The 17,513-nt window shown below is 42.1% G+C and carries 11 protein-coding genes and 1 other RNA gene; all 12 read left to right on the forward strand.

Annotation, left to right across the window (positions count from 1 at the left end):
• Positions 1 to 68: 68 nt before the first annotated feature.
• Positions 69 to 1,115: a uroporphyrinogen decarboxylase gene (gene hemE, locus VAHSUH02_RS01245; RefSeq protein ID WP_038148968.1), complete on the forward strand. Its 1,047-nt coding sequence runs from the start codon at positions 69 to 71 to the stop codon at positions 1,113 to 1,115.
• Positions 1,102 to 1,998, forward strand: coding sequence for a ferrochelatase (hemH, locus tag VAHSUH02_RS01250; protein WP_005384113.1), 897 nt, complete (start codon positions 1,102 to 1,104; stop codon positions 1,996 to 1,998). Before hemE ends, hemH begins: the two co-directional genes overlap by 14 nt.
• Positions 1,995 to 3,503: a protoporphyrinogen oxidase gene (gene hemG, locus VAHSUH02_RS01255; RefSeq protein WP_005384111.1), complete on the forward strand. Its 1,509-nt coding sequence runs from the start codon at positions 1,995 to 1,997 to the stop codon at positions 3,501 to 3,503. Before hemH ends, hemG begins: the two co-directional genes overlap by 4 nt.
• A gap of 589 nt (positions 3,504 to 4,092) precedes the next feature.
• Entirely contained in the window at positions 4,093 to 4,824 is a 732-nt protein-coding gene (hemQ, locus tag VAHSUH02_RS01260) for a hydrogen peroxide-dependent heme synthase (RefSeq protein WP_005375252.1), read from the forward strand.
• Positions 4,825 to 5,181: 357 nt separating this feature from the next.
• Positions 5,182 to 9,765 (forward strand): glutamate synthase large subunit, encoded by a 4,584-nt coding sequence (gene gltB / locus VAHSUH02_RS01265; protein WP_038148964.1) that lies wholly within the window; start codon positions 5,182 to 5,184, stop codon positions 9,763 to 9,765.
• A gap of 111 nt (positions 9,766 to 9,876) precedes the next feature.
• An RNA gene (gene ffs / locus VAHSUH02_RS01270) (signal recognition particle sRNA small type) lies at positions 9,877 to 9,976 on the forward strand.
• A gap of 180 nt (positions 9,977 to 10,156) precedes the next feature.
• Entirely contained in the window at positions 10,157 to 12,571 is a 2,415-nt protein-coding gene (dnaX, locus tag VAHSUH02_RS01275) for a DNA polymerase III subunit gamma/tau (RefSeq protein WP_005379582.1), read from the forward strand.
• 69 nt (positions 12,572 to 12,640) lie between these two features.
• Positions 12,641 to 12,970 (forward strand): YbaB/EbfC family nucleoid-associated protein, encoded by a 330-nt coding sequence (locus tag VAHSUH02_RS01280; protein WP_005377304.1) that lies wholly within the window; start codon positions 12,641 to 12,643, stop codon positions 12,968 to 12,970.
• Positions 12,971 to 13,567 carry a recombination mediator RecR gene (gene recR / locus VAHSUH02_RS01285; protein ID WP_005384103.1) on the forward strand — a complete coding sequence of 199 codons (597 nt, stop codon included), beginning with the start codon at positions 12,971 to 12,973 and terminating at the stop codon, positions 13,565 to 13,567.
• A 1-nt stretch (position 13,568) separates the two neighbouring features.
• Positions 13,569 to 13,829, forward strand: coding sequence for a hypothetical protein (locus tag VAHSUH02_RS01290; RefSeq protein WP_005384101.1), 261 nt, complete (start codon positions 13,569 to 13,571; stop codon positions 13,827 to 13,829).
• Between the two features lie 17 nt (positions 13,830 to 13,846).
• Complete coding sequence (locus VAHSUH02_RS01295; protein ID WP_005384099.1) at positions 13,847 to 16,432, forward strand: 3'-5' exonuclease; 2,586 nt, start codon at positions 13,847 to 13,849, stop codon at positions 16,430 to 16,432.
• Positions 16,432 to 17,439: an RluA family pseudouridine synthase gene (locus tag VAHSUH02_RS01300; protein WP_105112030.1), complete on the forward strand. Its 1,008-nt coding sequence runs from the start codon at positions 16,432 to 16,434 to the stop codon at positions 17,437 to 17,439. The genes VAHSUH02_RS01295 and VAHSUH02_RS01300 overlap by 1 nt, the downstream gene beginning before the upstream one ends.
• The last annotated feature ends 74 nt before the right edge of the window (positions 17,440 to 17,513 follow it).

Raw genomic sequence — 17,513 nt, forward strand, 5'->3', positions numbered from 1 at the left:
AAGCGTGACATTCTAATAAAAAATCTTATATACATGTATGGGTGTGTTTTGTAGAAAGGGGTGGAAATTTGAATACTGCTTATTTAGATATGATTCAGGGCAAGAACCCTGGCATAACACCGGTATGGTATATGCGCCAAGCAGGGCGCAGTCAGGCTGCATATCGTAAGATAAAAGAGAAGTACACATTGTTCGAAATTACCAAACAACCAGAACTTTGCGCACAAGTGACAGAACTGCCTGTTAAAGAATATGGCGTTGATGCGGCTATTCTTTATAAGGATATTATGAGCCCTATGGTGGCTATTGGCGTGAATGTGGATATTAAACCTGGTGTAGGTCCTGTATTTGATACTCCAATACGCCGTATGGAAGATATTGAACGATTATATGCGTTTGATGCAACAAAGGTAGAGTATATTTCCAAAACTATTGAGTTGTTGACTACTGAGGTGCTTGATGTACCTCTTATTGGCTTTTGTGGTGCACCATTCACTATCGCGTCTTACCTTATTGAAGGAGGTCCTACGAAAAGTTATAACAAAACTCGTGGGATGTTAATCAGCGAACCCGAAATTTGGAATAGACTAATGGAAAAACTAGCGGATATGTCCATCGAGTATTTGTCAATGCAAGCGCGCGCTGGTGCTAATGCTTTACAAATCTTTGACTCTTGGGTGGGGGCCGTTAATAGTACAGAATATGAGCAAGCTATTTTCCCTCATATGAAACGTATTATTTCCACAGTAAAATCTAGATTCCCTAACTTGCCGCTCGCTATGAATGGTGTCGGTACAGACCACCTTGTTTCTACTTGGGCTAAATTACCTCTTGATGTTATCGCCTTAGATTGGCGAAGCTCTCTTGGGGCGGCTAAGGATAGAGGTGTTACACAAACAGTACAGGGAAACCTTGATCCGGCTTATTTATACGGGGATACAAAAACAATAGCCAAGGTGGTAGATGAAATCTTAATGGATGGCGTTCGCCATGGTAAACATGTATTTAACTTAGGGCATGGCGTATTCCCTGAGGCAGACCCAGCAAAATTACATTGGTTGACAGACTATGTTCATGAAAAGAGCCGTGAATTGTGGGCTCGTGAAAGCCGATAATATGAAGCAGGCTATACTGTTATTATCTTTTGGTACACCTCGTCAACCATCTGATTTATTACCCTATTTGACGAGCATTCGACGCGGAAAAATTCCGACAGAACGAGAGTTGAAGGTTCTAACTGCTCGTTACGATGCCATCGGACAATGGGATAATAAGCTGTTGCAAACGATGGGGGAAGAGCAAAAGAAAACTCTTAAATCCCTATTGGCGATAGACGCGATGTATTTGGCCTATCTTCATATGCCTAATAGTATGGAACAAGCTATAGAATCCATAGCAACTGCAGGGTATACTTCTATTTTATGTATTGTCACATCGCCGTTTTATTCTATGATTGGAACAGGCGCGTATGAACGGAAATTACATTCTATATTACGAGCGTATCCGGATATATCTTGTGAAATTATCAAATCTTGGTGGAATAGACCACAGTTTTTTGAATACTGGCGTTCACAGTTGATGGCCGCGAATCCATTACAAGCTGATACAGCCTGTATTTTCTCTGCCCATAGTGTACCTACTTCAACGGTTGGTAGCTATGAAGATGAGGTCATGTCCGCATCAAATCAAATTGCAAAAATGGTAGGCCTTAATCACTGGTATCAGGCATGGCAAAGTGCGGCGCCCTATGGTGAATGGTTAGGTCCTACCATTGAAAGTGTCATTGAACAGGCTCTTATAGATGGAGCAAAACGGATTGTATGTATTCCTTTTGGGTTTGTTAGCGATCATGTAGAAATTTTGTATGATAATGATATTATTTGTCGGAATATCGTTGAAAATGCTGGGGCTACATATGAACGTCTGCCTATGCCCAATGGAAATACCCTATTTATGGAGGCCATGGCAAAGGCTATACGAGAAAGGATTAATAAGTGAAGGTAACGATTGTTGGTGGTGGCCTTACGGGGCTTACTGCAGCCTATTATTTAGGCCATGCCAAACCAGATTGGCAGATACAATTATATGAACAGGCCCCTCGATTTGGCGGTAAAATTCAAACGCAACAAGTAGATGACTTTGTTGTTGAGTTAGGACCGGATTCCTACTTGGGCCGCAAAACGGAAATGACGGATCTCATTACAGATCTTGGTCTAGCAGATACGCTTGTATCCAATGAAACGGGGCAGGCCTATGTGTATGACCGCGGTAACATTCACCCAATTCCAGGTGGTTCCATCATGGGCGTTCCTACGGAAATGATGCCTTTTGTGAAAGCGACCTTAATTTCCTGGGCTGGTAAAGTGCGTGCTGGTCTTGATTATTTTAAGAAACCGTATCCCTTAGATGCTCACGGTGATGTATCGATTGGTCATTTCTTCCGCTACCATTTAGGTCAAGAAATGATGGATAAATTAATTGAGCCATTATTGGCGGGTATTTATGGTGGCGATATTTATAAAATCAGTCTATTATCTACGTTTCCACATTTTATTCAAGTAGAACAAAAATATGGCAATATGGTTAAGGGCATGATTGCTGCTAAGATGAGCCATCAAAAGGCGGGGGTATCTAAGGCTGCTAAAGGTGCTGTTAATGAAGGCGACGTTCCCCGTGCTGGTAAAGGAACGATGACGGATGCTCAATTTGATAAGAAACAATCTAGTATTCAGCGAACGAATGGAAATCTAAAAGCATCAAAAGGAACCGCATCACAATCCGGTATGTTTAGACAATTAACGGGTGGTCTTGAAAGCGTGGTAAGTGCGATTGTGGAACAAATGCCATCCAATGTTACATTGACTACTAAGGCCCTTGTTCGAGATATATCGTATGCTGATGCAGTGTATCGTTATAATGTGAATGGTCGAGAAGAAACCTCCCATATGTTGGTTATCTCTACACCACCAGCTACGTATAAAGATTGGTTTATGGGGGATACTGGATTTGATGGCGTACGCAATATGGAACAATCCAGTTGTGCTATTGCAATCATGGCCTTTGATAAAGCGTCCTTTGATGGCGAACTAAAAGGCTCTGGCTTGTTGATTACTCGTAAAACGGATACACCATTAACGGCGTGTACCATATTAAATCAAAAATGGCCACAAACAACGCCAGATGATAAAATCGTTCTTCGCGTTTTTATCGGTAAACCTGGTAATGATGTGGTGGAGCGCTATAGTGATGAAGAACTTTCTGCATTAGCTCTTAAAGAAATTCAACGTATTATGAACTTTAAAGCTAATCCAGAGTGGATTAAGATCAATCGTTTAATACATTGTATGCCTCAATATAATGTGGGCCATCGTGCTGCTATCGCAGCCGTTCGGGAGCATGTGAAAGAACATTATCCTAATTTGTATCTCATTGGGACACCGTTTGATGGGATTGGGATACCGGATGGGGTGAAGCAGGCTAAGGAACTTGTGCAACGGTTGTAATTCTACGTAGCCGATTCGGTATGGGCGTCAATAGGTTGTTGGTATAAGTACTACGTTGCCGGCGATGGATAAGTCTCCTTCAGCTCCAGCTAGCTTAACGGTCTTCGGCCTAGGGCCTCGACCTACTAAAGTCGCTTCAGAAGGCTTATCCATCGCCTACAATAGTAGATACTGAATGTACAATGGTTACCTATTGAGACCCATCCCTCACCTACTGTAGATTTCTTTAAACAACCGTAGCACAAGGTTCCTTTAGCCCAGACTAGAGGAGAATCGTCATCGGCCTAGGGCCTCGACTTACTAAAGTCGCTTCAGAAGGCTTATCCATTGCCTACTGTAGTAGATTTTAGTCTCCAGCTAGTACAAGGTCCTTTAGCCTAGGTTAGAGGAAAACGGTCTTCGGCCTAGGGCCTCGACTTACTAAAGTCGCTTCAGAAGGCTTATCCATTGCCTACTGTAGCGGATTTTAGCCTCCATCTAGTACAAGGTCCTTTAGCCTAGGTTAGAGGAAAACGGTCTTCGGGTTAGGGGCTCGATTTTGTAATTGTAAATTGTGTTTTATATATTTTATGTGAAAAGGAGTGGTATTATGGGTAAGGCAATTCCTACTGTTGAGGGTTGGCATAGTCAACATATGGTGTTTTCCATGGATTTTAGTGCTTGGAATTGTTTTGATGCAGAGGAGAAGGCTGAGGCTCGCGGTGAGTTAAAGGCGTTTTTGGCTGAGTTGGAGTCTATGCACCAAGCTAAAGAAGGCAGTTATGCATTCTATGATGTGAATGGTTATAAGGGCGATCTTTTGTTGTGGATTTTGGCGCCGTCTCTTGAGGATTTGGCGAAATGGGAACGCAAATTCCGCCGTTTAACGATTGCATCTGTGCTTATTCAAACGTATTCTTATACGTCTGTAACTGAGGTCAGTGCATATGTGAAAGCTAAGCTTGATACGCCTGAGGTGGATGCGAAATTGTATCCAACTGTACCAAAGGATAAATATATTTGTTTTTATAATATGACGAAGAAGCGTGAAGGCAATGATAATTGGTATATGTTGCCTCAAGAGGAACGCGGTCGTATGATGCGTGAACATGGCATCACTGGTAGACCATATTTAGAAGTACTATCTGAGTACACTACAGGTGGTGTTGGTCTTGATGATTGGGAATGGGGCGTTACTATTTTTAGTAATGATGACATTCAATTCAAGAAAATTGTTTACGATATGCGCTTTGAAGAAGCGAGTGCACGATATGGTATCTTCAGCGATTTCTATGTAGGAACGTTGATTGATGAAGCACGCTTTGATGAAGTGTTTGCTTAATCTATAACTACCAGTAGTAGTACTGTAAAGGGAAGGGGTTAAAGTTTTGACGCTAGCCATACGAAGCCTTGAGGGCTAAGTAAAATCGGCTGGTGGAAAAATTTTACCCCTTTTTGTTTTCCTATAATGAATCATGTATACAAAATACGCATATGGCTATGATTTTACCGCAAGTTAGATTGCGGTTTTTATATTATCAATTTACAGTGGACTTTGGTATACTGTGTATAGACACTAAATTCTATAGAATTTGAATTTTATATGAATATTGAAATGGAATTAACTTTCACAAGGCTTATATATAATGATTATAGAGGTTGTGAAACATCAAGTGATATGAGAAGGAGTACAAAAGCTATGGAGATGAATGGTAGCGTTATTGATCAACAACGTTTAGATCAGGCTAGACTTGAAGCAAATGGCATGTATAGCAGCCAATTTGAAAAAGATGCCTGTGGTATGGGTTTTGTCGTAAATATTAAGGGCAAAAAATCCCATGATATCATCGATGATGGCTTGCGTATTTTAGAGCGTCTTGAGCATCGTGGTGGTGCTGGTGCAGATAAGGATACAGGCGATGGTGCTGGTATCTTGGTACAAATCCCACATGAATTTTTTAAACGTGAATGCGAAGTGTTGGGCATTAGTTTACCTGCAGCAGGCGAATATGGTGTGGGCATGATTTTTGCGCATAAATATGAAAGTCTTCGCAATGAGCAAAAACGTATTTTTGAAGAAGTAGTACGCGAAGAGGGGCAAGTCGTTCTCGGTTGGCGTGAAGTGCCTGTAGATGGTACTAAAGTTGGTAAGGAAGCGGCTGCTATTCGTCCTTGGATGATCCAAATTCTCATTGGTAAAGGCCCTGATGTAACGAATAATGCGGAATTTGAACGTAAATTATATGTTATCCGTAAATTGGCGGAAAAACGCATTATTCCATTGAGTAAGGAACTATCTAGCGACTTTTATATTGCATCCTTGTCCTCTAAAACAATTGTATATAAAGGTATGTTGACTCCTGGCCAATTGCGTGACTTCTACCTTGATTTGAGCGACCTTGATTTTACATCTGCATTGGCAATGGTTCACTCCCGTTTTAGTACGAACACATTCCCAAGCTGGGCTCGGGCGCATCCTAACCGTTTCTTAGTGCACAATGGTGAAATTAATACAATCCGCGGTAACGTAAACTGGATCAATGCTCGTGAAGGTAAAGCTGAGTCTCCATTGTTCCCTGATATTAAAAAGGTATTCCCTGTAGTCGATGATAGCGGTTCTGACTCTGCTATGTTCGATAACACATTGGAATTCTTGCACATGACAGGTCGTTCCTTGCCTCATGCGATCATGATGATGATTCCTGAACCTTGGGAACGCAATAAGCTCATGAGCCAAGAAAAACATGACTTCTACGAATTCAATAGCTTTATGATGGAACCATGGGATGGTCCTGCTGCTATGGGCTTCACTGATGGGACTGTTATCGGCGGTGTTCTCGACCGTAATGGCTTGCGTCCTGCTCGTTACTATGTAACAACAGATGATCGAGTTATCATGGCATCCGAAGTGGGCGTTGTGAATGAAAATGCGGAAAATATTCGTGCTAAAGGCCGTTTGGAACCAGGCAAAATGCTTCTCATCGATACAGAGGAACAACGCATTATTTCCGACGAAGAAATCAAACAACGCGTTGCTACTGAATTGCCATATAATGAATGGGTAAAAGAACATGTTATTCATTTGTCTGAAATTACTCAAGCTGATGAAAGCGATATTCCAAAAGTAGAAGATTTGTTCCAAAAGCAACAAGCCTTTGGTTATACTCAAGAAGATTTGGTACGTATGATCGTACCTATGGCAAAAGATGGTAAAGACCCTGTAGGTGCCATGGGTGCCGATGCGCCTTTGGCAATCCTCTCTGATAAACCACAATTGTTATACAGCTACTTCAAGCAAATGTTCGCACAAGTAACAAATCCTCCAATCGACTCCATTCGTGAGGAAATGGTTACATCTACTCGTGTTATGCTTGGTAATTCTGGTAACTTAACAGATCCAAATAAAGCTGGTACCTATGCGTTGTCCATGCGTACACCAATTCTTACAAATCAAGAATTGGCGTCCATTAAGGCTCTTGATTGCCGTCGTATGAAATCTGTTACATTGCCAATCCTCTTCAATCCAACTAAGGGTGCGGATGGCTTGCGTGATGCGTTGAATGAATTGTGCGAAAAAGCAGAAGAAGCAGCACGTACAGAGCAAAATGTATTGATTTTATCTGACCGTGGAGTTGATGAAAATCATGCACCAATTCCAGCGTTGTTAGCTGTAGCAGCTGTTCATAATCACTTAATTAGAAAAGTATTGCGCACAGAAATTGGTCTTATCCTCGAATCTGGTGAGCCTCGTGAAGTACATCATTTCTGTACATTGATCGGTTATGGTGTAACAGCTATCAATCCTTACTTGGCTCTTGAAACTGTACGCGATTTACAAGCTCGTAAACGTCTTGGTGATATTACACCTGAACAAGCAGAAAAGAACTACATTAAAGCAGCTGTAGGCGGCATTATGAAGGTTATGTCCAAAATGGGCATCTCCACAGTTCGTTCCTATCATGGTGCACAAATCTTCGAAGCCTTGGGCTTGAACACCAACTTTATTAATAAGTTCTTCGTAAATACACCAACACGTATTGGCGGTATTGGTCTTGTAGGCGTTGCCAATGAAGCATTGGCTCGTTATGACCGTGCTTTCAAATCCGACGAATCTGTGCTTGAACCAGGCGGTTGGTATGGCCCTGTAAAAGATGGGGAAGAGCATTTGTTTAACCCTAAAACGATTGATTTGTTACAAGAATCTCTTATCAACGGCGACTATGCTAAATATAAAGAATACTCTAAAGCTATCCGCAACGATTACCATGTAACATTGCGTTCCTTGATGGAATTGAACTATCCTGTAGGCGGCGGTATTCCTATTGAAGAGGTTGAACCTGAAGAATCCATCGTAAAACGTTTCAAAGCAGGCGCTATGAGTTATGGTGCCATCAGTAAAGAGGCGCATGAAACAATCGCTATTGCGATGAATCGTCTTGGCTCTACATCTAACTCCGGTGAAGGTGGCGAAGATTCTGCACGTTTTAAACCATTGCCTAATGGGGATAGCATGAACTCTGAAGTAAAACAAATTGCATCCGGTCGTTTCGGTGTAACTGCTAATTACTTGATTCATGCCAAAGAATTGCAAATCAAATGTGCACAAGGTGCTAAACCAGGTGAAGGTGGTCAATTACCAGGTAAAAAGGTATATCCTGAAATCGGTAAGGCTCGTCACTCCACACCAGGTGTAGAACTTGTTTCTCCTCCACCACATCATGATATTTACTCCATCGAAGACTTGGCGGAATTAATTTACGATTTGAAATGCGTCAATAAAGATGCTCGCATTTCCGTTAAATTGACTTCCGAAGCTGGCGTTGGTACAATCGCAGCTGGTGTGGCGAAAGCAAAAGCAGATAATATCTTGATTTCCGGTTATGACGGCGGTACAGGTGCGGCTGGTCGTACATCTGTAAAACATGCTGGTGTGCCTTGGGAACTTGGTTTATCTGAAACTCATCAAACATTGATGCTCAACCGTTTGCGTGACCGCGTTCAATTAGAGGTAGACTCTAAATTGATGACTGGTTTCGACGTAGCTGTTGCGGCTATGCTTGGTGCTGAGTTGTTTGGTTTCGGTACATTACCACTTGTAGCTGTAGGCTGTAAAATGGCTCGTGTATGTAACCTCAATACATGCCCTTATGGCGTGGCTACACAAGATGAAAAATTACGTGCTCGTTTCAACGGCAAACCTGAATATGTAGAAAACTTGATGATCTTCATTGCACGTGAATTGCGTGAAATCATGGCTCGCTTAGGCATCCGTTCCGTAGCTGAACTCGTTGGCCGTATCGATCTGGTTCGTCAAAAATCTCAAGACGATAACTTCAAATTGTCTCGTGTCGATTTGAAACGTATCTTGTTCCATCCATACATCGATGCGTCTGTTGGTCATATGCATACCATCGATCAAGATCATGAATTAGAACGCACATTGGATATGTCCAAACTCTTGCGTATGTGCCGTCCTGCTATCGAAGATCAAAAACCTATTCGCGCTAAATTGGCTATCAACAACATTAACCGTGTAGTAGGTACATTAGTTGGTTCTGAGGTAACACGTCGTTATGGTGAAAGCGGACTTCCAGATAACACAATTAAGTTGAACTTTGAAGGTTCTGCAGGTCAATCCTTTGGTGCTTTCATTCCAAAAGGCATGACATTAGAACTCGAAGGGGATGCGAATGACTACCTCGGTAAAGGTTTATCCGGCGGTACCATCGTTGTTTACCCTCCTAAGAAATCTATTTTTGAAGCTGATGAAAACATTCTTATCGGCAACGTTGCCTTCTATGGTGCTACATCTGGTAAATCCTATATCAATGGTGTAGCTGGTGAACGTTTCGCTGTTCGTAACAGTGGTATTACAGCTGTTGTGGAAGGTGTAGGCGACCATGGTTGTGAATACATGACAGGTGGCGAGGTTCTTGTACTCGGTAAAATTGGTCGTAACTTCGCAGCCGGTATGTCCGGTGGCTATGCGTACATCCTCGATTGCGATGAACGTTATGTAAATACTGGTCTTGTAGAATTACGTCCTGCTAATAATGATGACCTTAAACGAATCAAAGAATTAGTCGAACAACATGTATTGCATACTAATTCCACAAAAGGCCGTCATATCCTTGAAAACTGGAATAACTTTGCAAATAGATTTACTAAGGTTGTTCCTGTAGCATACGAAGAAATGCATGCTGCTATTGAACGATTCAAAGAACAAGGCTTGTCCTTAGAAGAAGCTCAATTGGCTGCATTTAAAGAAAAATATGCAAAATAAGTTCTAATCTAATATAACTTAGAGAGAATGTAATGTAGAATGCCTCTATAGTTTTGACTATAGAGGCATTTTCATGTATAATATTTGTATTGCAATATTGGATCATGGCAGTTCTCGGGCCCGTGCAATGGGGGCCTGTGAATCGTGTCAGGACTGAGAGGTAGCAGCACTAAGCGGTAACCTTCATGTGCCACGGGGAACCCGGGGGCTGTCGTGATCGAATATTGCAAGGCGGCCTTGGGGGCCGCTTTTTTTATTCTATTATTGAAGCTAAAACGGGTATTAGTTACATGCAAAGAGGACGTGAAAGGACGCCCTCTTTTTTGTGTAATATGGTATAATAAAGTATTGCTAATTACGGACTGTTTACAGGGAAAAGGGGGGTGTTCCTATGGCATATATGGCGCTATATCGTAAGTATCGTCCGCAGACGTTTACCGATGTGGTTGGGCAACATCAGGTATCAGATACGTTGATGCGCGCTATTCGCGAGGATAAGGTGGCTCATGCGTATCTATTTGCCGGCCCGCGCGGGACTGGTAAGACAAGTATGGCTAAGATTTTTGCACGTGCCATTAATTGTGAACATGGCCCTACCGACCATCCTTGTAATGAATGTAGCGTATGTAAATCGATTTTGAGTGGTCAGTCTATGGACGTCCTCGAAATTGATGCGGCGTCGAATCGTGGTATCGATGAGATTCGTGCTTTACGTGAAAGCGTAAAGTTTATGCCTGTAGAGGGGCGTAAAAAGGTATTCATCATCGACGAAGCCCATATGCTTACCAATGAAGCGTGGAATGCCCTATTAAAGACGATAGAGGAACCACCAGATCACGTGATGTTCATCTTTGCGACCACTGAGATTGAAAAACTGCCTGTTACCATCGTATCTCGTTGCCAACGATATACATTTAGACGTATCACATCTGATGATATTGCACAGCGGTTACAATATGTTGCGGATAAAGAAGGCTTTGCCTTAGAAGATAATGCAGCACGTCTCATCGCGGTTCATGCGGATGGTGGCTTGCGCGATGCGTTAAGTATTCTCGATCAATGTGTGGGCATGGCCAGTGGCGAGATTACACCGGCCGTTGTGGAGGAACTCATTGGCCTCGTTAGTAAGGACTGGATTATTAAATTCCTATCTGCCTTGCATAATGGAGATGGCCCAGCTGTATTGAAATATATTCAAAATGCACTCAGTGAAGGGCGTGATGGGGCTCAAATTATGGAGGCCCTTACGCAACACTTACGGGCTCTATTGATTGCTAAGGTCGCTCCTGATGCGGAGGAATTAAAGGTATATGATTCGTTCCGCACTGAATTCTTAGAACAAGCAAAAGACATTGAGTTTGGTACCATCAATCAATATATTAAACAGTTACAATCCATCATGAGCGATGCGAAACAGGTAGATAATCCACGCACGGTTATTGAAATGGGCCTATTGGTTTTATGTGCAGGCGTATCCAAGGCTCATGACGATGTGGAGGACCGTTTGGCTGCATTAGAACAGTCTGAACGCGAGTCACGTGAAGGCGTACTCAATCGGCTGGCCAAATTGGAACAACAAGGTCCACCGATGGCGGCGCCATCTATTAATTTTGTGGCTACACCTAATGCATCAAGATCAAATGTGGTAGATGATGATTTCATTCCACCGCCTATGGAGGAATACGAATCTGTTACGATTCATGAGGTGCCAACAAATTATAAGCCTTCACCTATTGTAGCGGAATCGAAACCTAGCGGTAGTAATCAAACGGCTACTATAGGTTTGACGCCGCCACCTATGCATGGTGTTGGTATGACACCACCACCGATGAAGACTTCTGGTGCAGTACCACCTAAGACCGGCACATCTCGAACGACGAGACATACGGGCCGTCAGAAGAATACAGGTATTAGCCAAGTCGCTGTTATCGGTGAAACCATGGTGGACTCTGGGGAATATAGAACCATTCAGACTACTGTGATAAAATATCTAAAGGACAGCGATAAGGGATTAGCATATAATATTATTGGTCAAGGCCAAGTTATTTATGTAGATCGTGAAAAAGCAGTAGTAGCTTTTAAAAAGGGAATATCCCTTACCTTGGCTACTAATGAAGCAAATCGCAAGGAAATTGCATTAGCGTTCCAATATGCGTTGGGCTATTCCGTGTCTTTAGAGATTGTCGATATAGAGACAGATGTCTATAAAGAATATATGATGGCTAGCGGAGCGCGGTCCAATCGAGCTGTACAGCCTAAGAGGTCACAGCCTACACTGGTTGTTGAGGCCCCGCCACCACCGGTAGAAACAGACTTACTTGATAATGGTGAAACAATATCCTCTACGCCTATAGCGAATCAGGATACTGAAGAGAAGTCTGGAGCTACTATACAATCTGAAACCCAAGATGTATCTGGTGGTGTAAAACCGCCAGAGTCTATAAGCTCCGAAGCTCGCAATAATGCTAGAGAGGCTGCGTTAGCTGCTCTTAAAGCAAGAGGTATAAAACCACCGAGCAGTAAGGGCGATGAGGATTCATCTGCTAAGAAAAAGACAGCTCATGATGACGGTGGTATACCCGTTATGAGTTTAGACGGAACACAGGTAATGACCGATGATGGTGAAGTTATCAATCGGCCTATGGATAGCGGTGCCACCGTGGAGGTAGAAGCCGTCCCAAAGCGTGAATACCAGTGGGACCCTGAACACATGGGCGTTGAAGAACAACAAAACCCACTGTTGGCTAAAACATTAGAGAAACTTTCAGAAGACCATGACATTTATGTAGAGGTCATAGAAGAGTAAATTATAATTTTCAGTATATAGTTAATTTATTTTGCAAGGACTTTCACAGTCCTATAAGGAGGAAATACAATGTTCGGTAAAGGTATGGGCAATATGGCAGGCATGATGAAAAAAGTTCAAAAAATGCAAGCTGACATGAAAAAAATGCAAGAAGAGTTAAAAACTCGTACAGTAGAAGCATCCGTAGGTGGCGGTGCTGTTACCGTTGTTATGAATGGCGAAAAGATGATTGAATCTTTGAAATTGAACCCGTCCGCAGTTGATCCTGAAGATGTGGAAATGCTTGAAGATTTGGTAATGGCTGCTGTTAATGAAGCAAGCAAAAAGGTAGATGATCTATTGTCTCAAGAAATGGGCAAGGTGACAGGTGGTCTTAACTTGCCAACAGGTTTATTCTAAATGACAAACGCATTAGAACGGCTCGTAGAACAGTTGCGCAGATTGCCAGGCATTGGATCAAAATCTGCCCGTCGCTTGGCATACCATCTTGTGGAAATGCCGCAAGAAGAGGTGGACCGATTGGTCAATACCATTGTTGAAGCTAAAGGGGCAACCCGCCATTGTTCTATCTGTTTTAATCTATCTGCGCAGGACCCTTGTGAATTTTGCTCTAATCCTAATCGGGATCAAACCACGATTATGGTGGTTGAAACATCTCGCGATGTGATTGCCATAGAACGCAGTGGTGATTACAAGGGGCTCTACCATGTCTTAGAGGGGGCGTTGTCACCTTTAGAGGGCATCGGTGCTGAAGACATTCGCGTTAAAGAGCTGATTGCTCGTTTGCGTGATGGTGTCGTACAAGAGGTTATTCTCGCAACGGACCCTGATGTAGAAGGGGAGGCGACGGCCTTATATTTGGCACGTCTACTAGCGCCGACTGGCATCAAGGTAACGCGTATTGCCCGCGGTGTTCCTGTAGGTGGAGATATCGAATATGCCGATGAATTGACCTTGGGCGGTGCCGTTGTAAACCGCCAGGAGATGAAAGGATAATATGAACGTATTACTCGCGCCATTATTGGCAGCGCCTATGACTGAGGCGATTATATCTGTATTGGTCATTGTTATCGCCTTGAAACTTGCTTTTTTTACTATTAAAAAGGTAGCTCTAAATGTAGTATTAGGCATTGTGACATACATGGTATGCATTCATGTATTGCATATACCAATGGATATTGGCTTAGGTGTGTGGGCTTTGACCGTACTGTTTGGCCCCATTCCGATGGTACTGGCCGCTCTATACTACGGCTTATGAAATAAGGAGAGGATATCATGGTTATCAATAGCGAACAACAACGCGTCATCGATGAACTAGATAGAAATATCCTCTTGTTGGCGTCCGCTGGGACGGGAAAAACGAATACACTGGCTTATCGAGTGGCCCATATTATTGAAAGTGGCCGCTGCGAGGCTCATCAGATTTTGTGCATGACCTTTACCAATAAGGCGGCACAAGAGATGAAGTCGCGCATCGAATCCCTCGTTGGCCAACCTGCAAAGGCTGTGGAGATTAGTACGTTCCACAGCTTTTGTTTTTACGTTCTTCAACAAGAGGGCAAGCGAGATGAGTCGCTCTATACAGATGTGACCATATTTGATGAAGAGGATTGTAAAGAACTATATTTGCCATATAAACCGAGAAATATGCGGGATATGAACTTTGCTAGCCTTATAAGCCTGGTAAAGGAATATCGTTCTGTGTATGAATTCTATTCTGAATCGTTGATAGATGATTACAAACGAACGATACAACGTTTAGAGCGGGAGCAATCTAAGCAAATAGAGAAATTATTTTACAATTACAATACTCTTGCTACTGAGGACTTGTCGGACTTTTGGGCGCATGGTCATGAATGGATTGCTCGTTATGATGAAAGTTTACAATCTGTTCACGGCGTTGATTTTACTGATTTAATCTGTGGTGTGCATCGACTATTTCAAAATCCAGATATTCGAGAACGGTGGCGCAGTCGTTATCAGTATATTTCCGTTGATGAAATGCAAGATACGGGCTCATTAGAATATAAGGTTATGGAAATGCTATGGGAAGGCAATCACGTTCTTTTATGTGGCGACTATTTCCAAACTATCTACGAATGGCGCGGCTCAGATCCGTTCCGTTTATTAGAGGCATTTACCCGTGATTTTAATCCTCTAAAAATCATATTCTATAAAAACTATCGCTCCAACCGTACTTTGTTCACGATGGCTTTCAAAACATTGCAGAACATGTTTCCTCAACTGGTAGGCGATGTATATGATGAAATGCCAGAGGCCAACAGTGCTAGTGATGGGGCACCTATCCTTGTGAAAGGTTGTCGCAATGAATATACGGAATCAAAATTTATTTATGACCGTATTTGCGCGCTTCCAAAGGATGCATCTATCGGTGTGTTGGTTCGCGATAATCGCAAGGCACAGCGTTTAAGTGAACAGTTTGAACGATATAATCAAGATAAGCCAGAATCTGAGCGTCGTCCGTTTATGATTATTGATGAATATAAATTCTTCCGCCGTCAGGAAATCAAGGATATCATGGCGTACTTTAAGCTCTTGATGAATCCTAATGATGCGGTTAGTGCAAAACGCATTATTAAACGCTATGTATCGGGCATTGGCGACGCGCGTATTCGCGATATTGAAAGTCCAAAAAATCGCAGAGTAGGGTTAAAATTGACGGATTTTATGGATATGCCCATCTTTGAAGCCGAGCCATATGCCAAATTGGTAGCTGGTCTTGAGGTGGGTGAAGTGGTGGTGTACGATGTAGAAAGCACTGGTACTGATACGACACAAGATAGAATTATACAAATTGCAGCGATGCGCATTGATAAAGATGGCAATGAAATAGAACGGTTTGAACGTTTTATCAATCCTGGTAAATCGGTAGGCACATCTCAACTTGTTCATGGTTTTTCAGATGAATATTTAGCAGAGCATGGTGAAAGCCCTGAAGTTGTATTAGAGGCTTTCAAAGAATTTTCTAACAATCGTATCATTGTAGGTCATAATGTAAATTATGACATTAGCATTTTGAGCCATGAATTAGCGCGCCATAATTTAGGCGAGCCTCAATTTAAGGCCGTATATGATACATTAGATATCTTTAGACGGTTCTATCCAACACTGGAAAATCATAAGTTAGGATTTTTATCAAAATATTTTCCTATTAATCATACGCCTACCCATAATGCGATGGATGATATTATTGCTACGGGCCAATTATTAACCTACGCAGTCCGTGAAAATATTGTGCCCACAACGACAGATCGCATGGTAGCCATTAATCAATATAAGGCGGCTTTCACAACGATTGCGTCTCAAATGGCAACCTTGCGCAGAAAGATGCATACCGATAATCCTACGGAATTATTGGCCTATATTATGAATCAAATGGGCGTACTAGACTATTATAAGAGTCATGGCGAAATGGCCAAGGTTGAACATATACGAGATTTGTATCGTATTATGGAATCATTAGATAAGGAATATGAAGGTACAACGGGATTAGCTCGTCTCAATCATATTTTGCAATTAGCTGCCTTGACGGCTGGTGAGCCACAACAGATGAGTAAACAATCTAAGATACCGATTATTACGGTTCATCAAGCAAAGGGGAGTGAGTTTGACCATGTATTTTTGGCGGGTATGAATCAAGGGACCTTCCCTAGTTTTATGTCCTTACGCGAGGGCAATGAGGATGAAGAAAAACGCTTGTTCTATGTGGCCATTACGCGACCAAAACAGGAGCTGGTTATTACCTATACCAATGAATCACAACGGGGCCAAGGCACAGCGCCAAGTGCATTCCTTGATTATATGCCAAGGGATGTAAAACTCGTAGAAAGGAGTATGTAATGGCACGAAAAACGCATAGACCAGATGATATTATTTGGCCAGTTACTACCCAGGATATAGAATCCATACAACATGCAAATACAGATGCGATAACATTAGGGCAACTGTTAGATACTAAATATCCAAGAAAAGCGATGGTAAAGTTATTTGATGAGAAATTAATCCATGTAAATGGTCATAAAGCAACACCTCATACAGAGGTTGCCGTAGATGATGAAATTTGGATAGCTATGGCCAAAGAGAAGATTGATTATGAGCCAATTGCAATGGATTTACATATTCTCTATGAAGATGACGATTTGCTCATTGTGGATAAGCCTGCCGGTGTTACGGTAAACTCAAAAGATCAAGTATCCCTTGCTAATGGCATTGCCCATTATTTTATGAAACATGGTATTAAGCGAAAAGTACGTTTTTTGAACCGTCTTGACCGCGATACAACAGGCTGTATTGTAATTGCTAAAAGCGGTCTAGCCCAAAGCTTATATCAACAACAAATGGATGATAACACATTTGAAAAGTGGTACATGGCTATTGTTGAAGGCCTTGTCGAATCAGATTCGGATTCGTTGGTGCTTCCTATGGATAGAAGTATTGATGGCATTCATTACGAAGTAAATTCTAAGGGGAAAGAAACACGGACTGATTTTACCGTTTTACACCGATATCCGTATGGGGCTGTGGATAACTCTGTGCATAACCTACAAAATATTGTGGATATATCCCATGAAAATGTGGACAGCACAGTGAATACTGTGGATAAACAGGGTGGAATTGTGGATAATTCTGTGCATAACTTAGAAAATCAGCCTTGTACAGCAGTGGCAGTTCGCTTATATACAGGTAAAACACATCAAATTCGAGTGGCCTTCAGTCATATAGGTCATCCTTTGTTAGGGGATACATTGTATGGGGCGAAATCTACGGGAGAACCATTTGCACTACGTGCAATGAAGGTTGTTTTTACACATATGCGTTCTGGAGACCGTATAACCGTTCAAGCTTAATTAGAATGGACATTCAGTAGTAGAATGAGTTCTTAAATACATAAAAGTTTCTAATTGAGAAATGAGAATGACTG

This window comes from Veillonella atypica KON, from assembly GCF_002959915.1.
Lineage (GTDB): Bacteria > Bacillota > Negativicutes > Veillonellales > Veillonellaceae > Veillonella > Veillonella atypica.

Excerpts from the sequence above, each read along its gene's own strand:
- hemQ (WP_005375252.1), top strand. The coding sequence starts at position 4,093 with ATGGGTAAGGCAATTCCTACTGTTGAGGGTTGGCATAGTCAACATATG.
- gltB (WP_038148964.1), top strand. The coding sequence starts at position 5,182 with ATGGAGATGAATGGTAGCGTTATTGATCAACAACGTTTAGATCAGGCT.
- dnaX (WP_005379582.1), top strand. The coding sequence starts at position 10,157 with ATGGCATATATGGCGCTATATCGTAAGTATCGTCCGCAGACGTTTACC.
- VAHSUH02_RS01280 (WP_005377304.1), top strand. The coding sequence starts at position 12,641 with ATGTTCGGTAAAGGTATGGGCAATATGGCAGGCATGATGAAAAAAGTT.
- recR (WP_005384103.1), top strand. The coding sequence starts at position 12,971 with ATGACAAACGCATTAGAACGGCTCGTAGAACAGTTGCGCAGATTGCCA.
- VAHSUH02_RS01290 (WP_005384101.1), top strand. The coding sequence starts at position 13,569 with ATGAACGTATTACTCGCGCCATTATTGGCAGCGCCTATGACTGAGGCG.
- VAHSUH02_RS01295 (WP_005384099.1), top strand. The coding sequence starts at position 13,847 with ATGGTTATCAATAGCGAACAACAACGCGTCATCGATGAACTAGATAGA.
- VAHSUH02_RS01300 (WP_105112030.1), top strand. The coding sequence starts at position 16,432 with ATGGCACGAAAAACGCATAGACCAGATGATATTATTTGGCCAGTTACT.